Consider the following 11769-nt stretch of genomic DNA (forward strand, 5'->3'; position numbering starts at 1 on the left):
GGTCGACGAGGACCTGACCCGGACGGGGGTCGCCGTGGTGGCCCGTCGGCGATCATGGCATCGTCGGCCGCCCCGGCGTGTCGTGCCTGACGGCAACAGGTCGAACACCCCTTATGCCTGTCCGTCATATTTATGACGGACAGGCATAAGGGTCTCCGCGCAGCGCCCGACCCACGACGGGAGCGATGTAGCGGCATCCCAAGCTACGGATAGCGCTACATCGCCCCCGTCGTTGAACCCCGACGGACCGAACGCCGCACGGCGGGCGCGGGGCCAGGGCCCGGGGGGCGGGTGGGCCCGGGGGCGGGTGGCGGCGGGTCAGCCGCCGGGGGTGATCTCGTTGCCGGGGTCGGTCGGGCGCAGCGCCCGCTGGGCCTCGTCGAACAGCTTCGCCGGGTCGGTGCGGCCGTTGACCTGGATCTCCACCTCGGAGTCGCCGACCTGCAGCCGGATGCTCACCTCGGTCCGCTGCTGGTCCACCCAGCTCTGCACCAGGTTGAACAGACCGGGCAGCAGCCCCTGGGCGACCACCGCGATGATCACCGCGTCGCTGAATCCGGCCCGGCCACCGGCCCCGCCCCCCGGCCCGGCGTCGCGGACCAGGGCCCGGTAGCGCGGGTCGCGGTGCAGCCACGCCAGCAGCGTCGTACGCTGCGGGCCGGCGGCACGGGGGGCCAGCACCAGCCGGGCCGGTGCGGTGGAGCGGGGCACGGTCATCTCGGTCTGCCTCTCAGTCATGCGGTCCGGCCGGCGGATCAGTCGTCACCGGGTTGGAAGGTCAGCTTGCCGTCGACCACCGACAGCACGCCGCTGACCCCGAACGTCTCGTTCTCGGTGAACGGCGTGGTCCCGAAGTAGCCGACGGTGCTGCCGGTGGCCTGCGCCGAGCCCTGCGCCTCGTACGAGGTGGAGACCCGGGCGGTGGCCGGGCCGGTCAGGGTCAGTTCGATGGTCGGGTACCGGGTGATCTTCCAGGCGATCTTCTTCACCGGCGAGCCGCCGGTGTAGTAGCGGAACGGGCACCCCTGCGGGGTGGCCACCGCCTGCGCCGCGCAGCCGTCCAGATAGGACCGTACGCTCTGTTCCGCCGCCGCCTGCGCCTCGGGACGCAGGGTGGGCGTCAGCTCCGCGCCGCTCACGCTCTGCTGCCCGGGTACGACGTAGACCACCCGGGGTGCCGTCTCGCTGAGCGCGGTGCTCTCCCCCGCCACCGTGTACGCCCCCGGCAGCAGCGGCACCGCCACCCCCGCCTCCTCCGCGCCGGTCGGTGCGGGTACCCCGTTGACGGTCAGCGGGGCCGGGCCGCCGGGCAGGGTCAGGGTCGCCGGGGCGGCGTCGATGTGCCAGCGGTGGAACAGCCCGAGCACGGCGGAGTCGTCGCGGCGCAACGGCAGCTCAGCGGTCAGCTTCTGCCCGGCGAGGGTGTAGGCGACCGTGGCGACCGCCTCGTCGCCGTCGCGTTCCACCCCCGTCACGGACACGTCGGTGGGCGGGCGGTAGTCCTTCGCCGCCACCATCCGGGCGAGCTGCCCGCTGTCGCCCAGCGCCGCCCGCACGTCGGGGGTGAGCTGGTCGAGCGCCTCCGGGCCGTCGTGGTCGGCCAGGGCCCCGAAGTAGTCGCCGACGGCCGCCTGGGGGCGGAAGAACGCCCACTGGGCCGTGGTCAGCCCACCGCCCAGGCAGCTCACCAGCACCAGCGCGCCGACGACCAGCAGGGCGCGCCGGGAACCGACCGCCGTCGTCGTCGTACCGCCGAACAGCTCGTCGAGGCCGCGTGCGGTGGCCGCGCGGTCGGTCACCGGGTCGGGGACGGGCCGGTCCAGCCGGTCCAGCCGCAGCTCGGACGGGGGGTGGGTGGCGCAGACCGCCTCGTCCCAGCCGCTGCGCCCGGTCTCGAAGGAGCGTCGCCGCTCCAGCATGGACCGCATCCCCTCCCGGTGTCCGGCGAGCACCGCGCCCGCGTCGGCCCGGTACTCGGCGGCCCGGACGTCCCGGCGGTGGCAGGGCAGGACCACGTACCGCATGGTGAGCAGCACCGGCCAGAAGAACAGAAACACCACGAAGTCGGTGGCCGGGTGCGGGAACCGGCGCATCAGCCAGGCCGGCAGGGCGTGCACCAGCACCAGCGGCAGGCCGACACCCCTGATGAACGCGCTGGTCACCTCGTCGCCGGTGCGCCAGTGCACCAGTTCGTGGCTGAGCAGCGCGGCGATCTCCTCGTCGGTGCAGTCGAGCACCGCGGTGCTCACCACGACGTGCCGGGCGTACGCGCGGGCGTTGGCGAGCACCGGATCGTCCTCGATCAGCAGCCGGGGTTCCCCGGGCAGGCCGAGCCGGGCCGCGCAGTCGCTCAGTAGCGGACGCAGCCGTTCGGCCTCCCGCCGGCTGAGCTGCCGTGCCCCCGAGACACCCAGCAGCCACGGTTCCAGCAGCACCCGCCCGACGGTGTAGAGCACCCCGACCAGGCCGGCGGCGATCACCATCCCGGCCAGGCCGGTGAACAGGTTCGCCGGTTCGTCGACGGCGTTGCGCCAGGGCAGCACCAGCACGGCCAGGAAACCGACAAGCGCGCCGAGCGCGAACCCGGCGAACCCGCCGACCACCCCGCCGGAACGCGCCACGAACGCCTCCAGCAGCGGCCCGACCAGCGGGGCGTCCCGCAGCAGCGCGGGCACCGTCTCGTCGGACTGGGTGCCTCCGGCGACCAGCCCGTACAGGCCGAGGGCGAGGCCACCCCAGACCGCCGCGACCAGCGCCAACGGCACGTAGAACCAGGTGGCGAGGAAGGCGCCGAGCACGCCCCGCCAGTCCCGCACGATGCCGGCGCGCAGCCAGACCAGGGCGCTCGGGTAGCCGGGCGGGCGGTGGGCGAACCGGTCCCCGGCGGCCGGGGACTCCTGCGCCTGCGCGGCACCGACCGACGCCGTCGCCCCGAACGACGCCGTCGCCCCGGCCGGCGGGTCGCCGCCGGGCGACGCCGGTCCGCCAGGCGACGCCGGTCCGCCGGGCGACGCCGATCCGCCAGGCGACGCCGGTCCGCCAGGCGACGCCGATCCGCCCGCAGGTCGCAGGGGTGTGCCGGCCGGCGGGTCGGATTGCCGGTCGATGGTGGGGCCGGGCTGGGCCGCGCGGGGATCGGGCTGCGGCTGGGGGTCCAGGTCGGGCACGGGGGGCTCCTCGACTACGGATGTCGCCGGCCGTGGCGCGGGCCCGGCGGACCGGGCCACCGGCGGACCTGTCGGTCGGCGGACCCGACGGCCCGCGGGCCGAACGGGTCGGCAGATCGACAGGACCGCCTGACCGGTCGCCACCGGCGACGAATGACACCAATGCTGTCGGTCGACTCCGCAGGTGGCGGAATTCGACGCCGCTGGACATTACCGATGACGAGTACCGTCCGCGATCCCGTTTCCCATCGGAGATCGGCTTTCCGAATAACTGTCGGATATCTGTCCGTCAACGGCTCCGGTGCCATTTCCCGTCGTGGACCCGTCGGGCCGGTCGGGGAGACGATCCGGGTCCGGCCACCCGTACCGGCGGGCGGCACCGGCGGGGAGGTCGACGATGGACACGGACGTGCTGGTGGTCGGGGGCGGGATCATCGGGCTGACGGCGGCGGTACGGCTGCGCGAGCGCGGCGCGCGGGTGACCCTGCTGACCGCCGACCCGCCCGGCGACACGGTGTCGGCGGTCGCCGCCGCCGTCTGGTACCCCAGCCACACCGACGCCGACCCCCGGGTGCTGCGCTGGGCCGCCGGGACGTACACGGAACTGGGCCGGCAGGCCGACGCCGGGGTGCCCGGGGTGGTGGCCCGGCCGACCCGGATGCTGCTGCGCCGCCCGTGGACCGGACCGCCGTGGTGGGCGGCGGCGGCCGGTGACCTGGTCGCCCACCCCGGCTCCGGGCCGTACGCCACCGAGTTGCGGTTCACCGCGCCGACGGTGGAGATGTCGCCGTACCTGGACTGGCTGGCCGACCGGTTCACGGCGGCCGGCGGCCGGGTCGTGACCGGCCGGCTCGCGCGGCTCGACGACGGCTTCGCGCTGGCCCCGACGGTGGTCAACGCCACCGGACTGGCCGCCGGGCGGCTCGCCGACGACCCGGCGGTGCACCCGGTACGCGGCCGGTTGGTGCTGGTCGCGAACCCGGGCCTGACCACCTCGGTACGCGACGAGGAGAACCCGGCCGGCATCACCTACGTGCACCCGCGCCGGCACGACGTGGTGCTCGGCGGCACCGCCGAACCGGACCGGTGGGACACCGGCCCCGACCCGGCCACCGCGACGGCGGTCCGGGCCCGGTGCGTGGCGCTGGTGCCGGAGTTGGCCGACGCCCCCGTGCTCGGGGTGCGGGTCGGGCTGCGGCCGGCCCGGCACGGCGGGCCCCGGGTGGCGGCGCAGGCCGGGCCGGCGCCGGGGCAGCGGCTGGTGCACGCCTACGGCCACGGGGGCGCCGGGGTGACGCTGTCCTGGGGCTGCGCCGACGAGGTGGCCGGGCTGGCGCTCGACGGCTGACCGGCCGGGCCGGACGCGCCCCGACCCCGACCCATCGGGACCGTGGGGCGGGGCCGGGTGCCGGGGTGGAGGGCGGGCCCCCTCCCCCACGCTATCGGCGTTCGTAGAAGGTGATGCTCACGCCGCCCGGGGCGGAACCCGGGTCGGAACTGAGCCAGGTGTTGGCGTTGAGGAAGGCGTACGGGCCGGCGGCGCGGGCCTCGAACGTCGGCACCAGCCGGCCGAACGCCCCGCAGTTGCGGACCAGGATCAGCTCCCGGTCGTTGGTGGACAGCACGTACCGGGCGTCGAGCGTGCTGGTCGCGCCGATGAGCTGGTAGTCCGCTCCGCCGGGCAGAACGGTCCCGGTCACCCGGCCGGTCATGGTGCCGCCGGTGATGGGGATGATGTTGCGGGTGCCGCGCTTGCTGGCCCCGACCGAGACGCTGGCCCCGAGCGTGACGGTCTCGGTGAACACCGCCGCGCCCCGGGTGCCGCTGCCGGTCAGGCAGTCCCACGACTGGTTGGCCGTCCCGGCCGGGTCCCGTAGCTGCACGCGCGGGTCGGCCGGGGACACCCCGGAGACGTCGTACACGGCCAGGTTCAGGGTGTTCGTCGCGGTGTCGACGGTCCGGGTGCCAACGTAGGTGCCGGTGTTCAACCAGGCGTACGCGCTGGAGTTCGGGGCCTCGAAGTCGGGAACGATCCGCACGGTGGAGTCACCGGCCGGCGCGACCCCGCAGGTGCGCAGGTAGATCGGGGTGCCGTCGCCGGTGCGCAGGATGGCGACCTGTTCCAGCTCGGTCGCGCCGGTGCCGAGGGTGAGTTCGAGGTCGAGGCCGCCGCTGAGGATGGTGCCGTTGATCCGGTCGCCGGTGACCGTGCCGCCCCGGATGTCGAGGATGCGGCGGTGGCCGTACTGGGTGACGCCGACGTCGCGGATCGCGCCGAGCTGGGCGGTGGCCCGGAACACCAGCCGGCCACGGGTCGGGGGCACGAGGCCGGCGGACCGGCCGCAGGTCCAGGACGGGTCGGGCACGATGGTCGCCTCCGCGCCGCTCGGGGTGGTGCTCGGGGTGGGTGGCGGTGGGGTGGTCGGTGCCGGGGTGGTCGGCGGTGGGGTGGTCGGGGTGGGCGGTGGCGTGGTGGGGGGCGGGGTGCCCGGGGTGGGCGTGGTCGGCGTCGTGGGGGTGGTGCTGCCGGTGCAGGGGGTGCCGTTGAGCGCGAAGTCGGTAGGTGCCGGGTTGCTGGCGTTGTTCCACGAGCCGTTGAAGCCGAACGACGTGCTCGCCCCGGTGCCGAGTGCGGCGTTCCAGGTGGTGTTGCCGACGGTGACCCGGCCGCCGTTCTGGCTGGCGGTGCCGTTCCAGTACTGGGTGACCTGCTGACCGGCGGTGAACGACCAGGTGAGCTGCCAGCCGTTGATCGGGTCGCCGAGGTTGGTGACCGCGACGTTGGCCCCGAAGCCGCCGCTCCACTGGCTGGTGACGGTGTAGGTCACCCGGCAGCCGGTGGCGGCGGAGGCCGCGGTGGCGACGCCGACGACGCCGACCAGGGTGGTGGCGGCGAGCGCTCCCGCGAGCAGGGGCCGCCGGTGTACGAGCCTCATCTGGTCCTCCCGGAGCGGCCCTTGCACGCACGGTTATGTTTCATCGAGTGTCTCGATCGGACAAACTTCTGTCAATCGATGCTTCTCGATTCTCGGTATCGACCGGACGGCGGACCGACCCCGACGCCCGTGAAGATCGTTTCGTGTCCTGTTGGTGACCCTCGGTAGGGTGTCGCGCATGGACCGGGGTGCCTGGCGTCGGCATGCGTGGTGGGTGGGCATCCCGGGCGTGGTCGCCGGATTCGGCGCGTGGGCGGCCGTCGCCGACGACAAGACCGGCTGGACGGTCGTCTCCGCTGCCGCCGCCGGGGTGGTCGGGGGCTTCGGGCCGACGGTGGCCGACCGGCTCGCGGCGAGGCGGGAGGCCCGGCGGCGCGGCGAGGATGCGCTGCGCGTGGTGACGTCGGCCGAGCTGCCGGCGTCGGTGGCCTGGCTGCTGCACCCGGGCCGGGAGGTGGTCGACTTCCTCGGTCGCGGCTGGGTGCTGCGCCAGTTGGAGTCCTGGGCGACCGACCCCGACGCGGTGGCGGTACGGCTGCTGACCGGCGCGGGCGGGGTGGGCAAGACCCGGTTGGCCCGGGAGTTCGCCGGCCGGCTGCCTGGTTGGCGGTGCGAGTGGATCCACGCCGGGGCCGAGGAGCAGACGGCCGCCCTGATCGCCTCGGGCGGCGTACCGTCGCGGTTGCTCGTGGTGGTCGACTACGCCGAGACGCGGGACCGGGCCGGCGTGGCGGCGCTGGTCTGCGCGGCGCAGCGGGCCACCGGGGTACGGGTGCGGGTGCTGCTCATCGCCCGGGGTGCCGGGCTGTGGTGGGAGACGCTGTCGGCGGCGTACCCGCAGCAGGCGCAACTGCTCGACGCGGTGACCGGCCGGTCGCAGGTGGTGGTGCTGCCGGCCCGGATCGAGGAGAGCGAACCCGACGAGATCGTCGCCCTCGCGGCGCGGGACTTCGCCGCCCACCTGGGGCGACCGCTGCCGGCGGTCGAGGCCCGGGAGCGCCCGGCGGACACGCCGGTGCTGCGCCTGCACGCCGAGGCGCTGCTGACCGCCCTGGACGGGAAACCCCGGCACGGCCGGTACGACGTGCTGACCGAGGTGCTCGGGCACGAGGCCCGCTACTGGCGGTTCGCGGCCCGACGGGCGAGCCTGCTGGCCGCCGACGACCCGGCGTCGGACGCACTCCTGCGGCAGGTCGTCGGGGTGGCGGCGCTGCTCGGCGCGGACGGCCCGGACGAGGTCGCCGGCCTGGTCCGGCGGGTCCCCGCGCTGGTGGCCGCCGAGCCGGAGCGGGTGGACCGGTACGCGGCGTGGCTGGCCGACCTGTATCCGGCCGCCGACGGCACCGGGCTCGGCGTGGTGCAGCCCGACCTGCTGGCGGAGACGCTGGCGGTGCGGGTGCTGCGGGACTACCCGGCCGCCGACCGCGCGCGGGTGTTCACCGGCCTGACGGTGGCGCAGGCGGTACGGGCGCTGACCGTGCTCGGGCGGGCGAGGACGCACCAGGGCGACGCGGCGGCGCTGATCGAGGTGGCGTTGGGGGTGGACGTGCCCCGGATGGTCGAAGCGGTGCTTTCGGTCGGGGTGCAGTTCCCCGGGGTGTTCACGCCAGGCGCGGTGCGGCTGCTGGCGGACGCGGACATCGATGTGGGGTGGGCGGGGCGGACCGCTGAACTCGTGCCGTACCCGTCGATGGAGTTGGGGCGGCTGGCGGTGGCGCTGACGAGCCGCATCGTCGCCGCTCTCACCCCGGACACCCCGCCCGAGATACAGGCGTACTGGATGGACTGGCACGCGATACGGCTGACCGAAGTCGGGCGACGAATCGAAGCTCTCATCACCAGCGACGAAGTCGTCAACCTCCGACGCGAACTCACCACCACCAACCGCGACACCCACCTCCCCAGCCTCGCCTCATCGCTCAACAACCACGCGGTCCGACTCGCCCAGGCCGGACGACACACCGAAGCCCTCACCACCAGCCACGAAGCCGTCAACCTCCGACGCGAACTCACCACCACCAACCGCGACACCCACCTCCCCGACCTCGCCATGTCGCTCAACAACCACGCGGTCCGACTCGCCCAGGCCGGACGACACACCGAAGCCCTCACCACCAGCCACGAAGCCGTCAACCTCCGACGCGAACTCACCACCACCAACCGCGACACCCACCTCCCCGACCTCGCCATGTCGCTCAACAACCACGCGGTCCGACTCGCCCAGGCCGGACGACACACCGAAGCCCTCACCACCAGCCACGAAGCCGTCAACCTCCGACGCGAACTCACCACCACCAACCGCGACACCCACCTCCCCGACCTCGCCGCGTCACTCATCAACCACGCGGTCATCCTCGCGGAAGCAGGACAACACACCGAAGCCCTCACCACCAGCCACGAGGCCGTCAACCTCTACCGACAGCTCGCCAGCACCAACCGCGACGCCTACCTCCCCAACCTCGCCCTGGCCCTACGGAACGTTGGGTTCATTGCGCTCCTGTTCGGCCGCGTGGATGAGCTGGTCATCGCCTTGACCGCCGAGGGCGTTCAGTACTTCGACGAGCTTGCTACGGCGGAACCAGCGGTATTCGAGGAACGCCGTCAAGTAGCCAGACAGACCCTGGACGACCTGAGCCGCATTGCTGGCGCCGACCACGATGGCTCCAGCTCCAGGGATCCAGAGCCGTCCTGAAACGCCGTTAGCTGGAGTCGTCAGACGTGGCAGCTACCGTTACCGGCACCGTGCGCCCTTGGGCGCACGGACGGTTTCGAGTTCCTTTCGAGGAGCCGTGTCCCCACACCGACAAGCAGGCAATGTTTGTGGAGATCTGTTGCGCCCAAGACGACAACAACTCTCCCCAATAAGGGCGGCTTTCGGACCAGCGCCACGACCAACGATTGGCGGTGACGGAAGCGCCCCTTACGGGCGTGCCCGGCGGCGGATCTTGATGTCGTCGAGGTCGGTCGCCACCGACCGGAGGTCACGGTGGTCGGCACCGAGTTCGGCGACGGCGGCTGCGGCCATCGCTTCCGCCCGACCGATCACGACCGCTTCCCCGTCGTCTTCGGTGGCCGGGATCAGGCAGCGGAAGGTGAACGCGAGCAGGGACCGCTCGTAGGTCACCGTGCCCTCTTCGGTGAACTTCGCTCCGAACACCTCATGCTCATCCGCCCTGGCGAGCAGCGCGGCACGCTGCACGTCCCCTAGCGGCGCGAACTTGCCGCGCACGATGACCTGATAGGTCTTTTCGGTCATGGTGGAACCTCCGGCTCCTGCTGAGCACGACGACTTCGGAAGAGCGGCGAGCTGGTACCGGGAAGACGGCAGGTGACGGCTACCGCGCACCGGCCGGCCGCCAGGGTGCGTTGGTGACCGTACCCGGAGGGCCAGCGCCACGCTCGCCCTTCAGCCGGCAGTGACGACCGATTCGGCGACGGCACGTGCGGCGTCCGCGCCGAACCGCTCCACATCCACCAGTACGTCGACCGCCAGACCCGGTCCCACCAGCCAGAACGCCTCACCGCCGCCGACGAGGCCACTCCCCTGAGCGTGGTCGAACCCGGTCAGCGGCCAGTCGGCGGGATCGCGTTCGTGGTATTCGGCCAGGTAGTCGCGCAGCGCCGCCAGGTCGGCCAGCCGGTCCCCGCGTAGCACGTGCACCCGCAGGTCGACCTGGTAACCGTCCTCGACCGCACGTTCCCAGACCCGGCTGGCGAAGGTGACGTCCTCCCACTCGGACGCGAAGTCCGACACCAGGTCGCCCGCCGCGGCCGGCACCCACCCGACGTGGAACCCGTCCAGCTCGCCACCGTCGCGCCCACCCGGCCCGGTCATCCCCGTCACAGCATCTCCTCCACCCTGTCCGGTCGGTACGCCGCTCAGGACGCGTCGCTCTGCCTGGCACCCCTCGGGCCGGACACCGCCGTCGAGGCGTCGCCAGGCGGATAGATCATCGTCGGAACGTACGTCCTGACGTCAAGCGGCTCGTGTCCCCGGAGCCTGAGTAGGCTTCTCACCGCCGTCCACGATAGAGGGTGCGGCGAAGGCGTCGGACGACGACAGCGCGTCCGCAGCGCCAGCGGCCCCCGGGTGGTCGGGGCCGCTGGCGCGGTGTCGGACCGGGTCAGCCGGCCAACCGGCGCAGGAACACGTCGATCACGCCGTTGGTGTCGCCGGGGACCAGGTTGGTGGCCCCCGAGGCGAAGGCGACCTGGCGGCCGTCCGGGGTGACCACCCCCTGGTAACTGTGGTTGTTGGCCTGCCTGCCGCCGGCCGACAGGCTGACCCGGACCGTCGTGCCGGCGCGCAGGTCCCGCCGGAACACGTCGGGCACGCCGTTGGTGTCGCGCGCCACCAGGTCGGTGGCATCGGAGCCGAAGACGACGTACCGGCCGTCGGCGCTCAACGCCGGGCCGAAGCTGCCGCCACCGGTGGCCGGGCCGCCGTCGGCCGCCGAGCTGACCCAGACGGTGGTGCCGGCGCGCAGGTCGCGGACGTACACGTCGTTCACCCAGTTGGTGTCGTCGGGGGCCAGGGCCGCATCGGTGTTGAACGCGACGAACCGGCCGTCCGCGCTCAGCGTCGGTGCGACGGTGATTCCCTCCACGTAGTCACCGGTGGTGGACACGTTGACCCGCTGGAGGCTGCCGGTGCGCACATCACGGACATACACGTCGTACGTGCCGCTGATGTCGTTCGGGACCAGCGCCGCATCGGTGACGAACGCCACGAACCTGCCGTCCGCGCTGATCACCGGCCCTTCCGACGGCGCGTCGGCGTTCTCGCCGCTGACCTGGACGGTCGTGCCCGCCTGCCGGTCCCGCAGGAAGATGTCGGTCAGACCGCTGGGGTCACCCGGCACGAGGTTGGTCGCCTGGGAGGCGAACGCCACGAACCGCCCGTCGGCGCTGATCGCCGGTGCGTAGCTGTGGGCGTTGGCCTGGGTGTCGCCGTCGGTCAGGGTGACCCGGGTGGTGGTGCCGGTCCGGCGGTCGTGGACGAAGCCGTCGTACACCCCGTTGGTGTCGCCGGGCACCAGGTTGTCCGCGTCGGAGGCGAAGGCGACGTACCGGCCGTCCGGGCTCAGCGACTGGCCCAGGCTGGCACTGTTGCCGGGAGTTCCCGTGGTCGACCGGCTGACCAGGCTCGTGGTGCCGGTCCGGCGGTCGCGGACGAACACGTCCGCGTTGTTGTTGGTGTCGTCGGGCACCAGGTTGTCCGCGTAGGAGGTGAAGGCGACGTACCGGCCGTCCGCGCTCACCCCGAAGGGCTCGCTGTTGGAGCCGACAGCCTGGCCGCCGGTGCTGTCCACGCTGATCCGGGTGGTGGCCGGCGTTGCGGCGGCGGGGCCGATGCCGACGGAGGAGGTGGCGGGCGCGGGGACGGCGGCGGAGGCGGCTGCGGGGCCGGCGAGGCCGGCGAGCAGGGCCAGACCGGCGGCGGCGATCGGGCGGTGGAGGCACAGCGGCACGGTCCCGCGGCGCGCGGCGGATGCCCGCAACAAGATTGTCATGCCTGGTTGGTCCCCGGCCGCGCCACAATCGTTCGCCGGTGTCGGCCACCCGACATCGGATGGCCGACGGACGTCGTCGGAACAGCCGCCGGGTGCACCCGTTCGGCCTGCCCGTGGCCGGGTGCGCCCGGCTCCGCTCCCGACGCGGCCACC

Annotated in this window: 8 protein-coding genes; 2 read left to right on the forward strand and 6 right to left on the reverse strand. The window is 73.4% G+C overall.

The window, feature by feature from the left end:
* Nucleotides 1–318: 318 nt before the first annotated feature.
* Nucleotides 319–738 carry an effector-associated constant component EACC1 gene (locus ACN268_RS12770; protein ID WP_421483398.1) on the reverse strand — a complete coding sequence of 140 codons (420 nt, stop codon included), beginning with the start codon at nucleotides 736–738 and terminating at the stop codon, nucleotides 319–321.
* A gap of 17 nt (nucleotides 739–755) precedes the next feature.
* The gene (locus tag ACN268_RS12775) at nucleotides 756–3167 is read right to left on the reverse strand and encodes a M48 family metalloprotease (protein ID WP_421483399.1); all 2412 of its coding nucleotides are present in this window, start codon (nucleotides 3165–3167) and stop codon (nucleotides 756–758) included.
* Nucleotides 3168–3564: 397 nt separating this feature from the next.
* Here ACN268_RS12775 and ACN268_RS12780 point away from each other — a divergent pair, with 397 nt between their 5' ends.
* Complete coding sequence (locus ACN268_RS12780) at nucleotides 3565–4515, forward strand: FAD-dependent oxidoreductase (RefSeq protein WP_421483400.1); 951 nt, start codon at nucleotides 3565–3567, stop codon at nucleotides 4513–4515.
* Nucleotides 4516–4606: 91 nt separating this feature from the next.
* Here the strand turns inward: ACN268_RS12780 and ACN268_RS12785 are convergent, their stop codons facing one another.
* Nucleotides 4607–6103, reverse strand: coding sequence for a DUF3237 family protein (locus tag ACN268_RS12785; protein ID WP_421483401.1), 1497 nt, complete (start codon nucleotides 6101–6103; stop codon nucleotides 4607–4609).
* 178 nt (nucleotides 6104–6281) lie between these two features.
* On the opposite strand from ACN268_RS12785, the gene ACN268_RS12790 reads away from it, so the two are divergent.
* Nucleotides 6282–8795, forward strand: a complete 2514-nt coding sequence (locus ACN268_RS12790; RefSeq protein ID WP_421483402.1) for a hypothetical protein — start codon at nucleotides 6282–6284, stop codon at nucleotides 8793–8795.
* A gap of 228 nt (nucleotides 8796–9023) precedes the next feature.
* Here the strand turns inward: ACN268_RS12790 and ACN268_RS12795 are convergent, their stop codons facing one another.
* From ACN268_RS12795 to ACN268_RS12805, 3 genes are all read right to left on the reverse strand, one after another.
* The gene (locus ACN268_RS12795) at nucleotides 9024–9359 is read right to left on the reverse strand and encodes a DUF6204 family protein (RefSeq protein WP_421483403.1); all 336 of its coding nucleotides are present in this window, start codon (nucleotides 9357–9359) and stop codon (nucleotides 9024–9026) included.
* Nucleotides 9360–9509: 150 nt separating this feature from the next.
* The gene (locus tag ACN268_RS12800; protein ID WP_421486873.1) at nucleotides 9510–9938 is read right to left on the reverse strand and encodes a hypothetical protein; all 429 of its coding nucleotides are present in this window, start codon (nucleotides 9936–9938) and stop codon (nucleotides 9510–9512) included.
* A 289-nt stretch (nucleotides 9939–10227) separates the two neighbouring features.
* Nucleotides 10228–11616, reverse strand: a complete 1389-nt coding sequence (locus ACN268_RS12805; RefSeq protein ID WP_421483404.1) for a TolB family protein — start codon at nucleotides 11614–11616, stop codon at nucleotides 10228–10230.
* Nucleotides 11617–11769 lie beyond the last annotated feature (153 nt).

It is taken from the genome of Micromonospora sp. WMMD735 (assembly GCF_049178995.1).
Taxonomy (GTDB): domain Bacteria; phylum Actinomycetota; class Actinomycetes; order Mycobacteriales; family Micromonosporaceae; genus Micromonospora; species Micromonospora wenchangensis.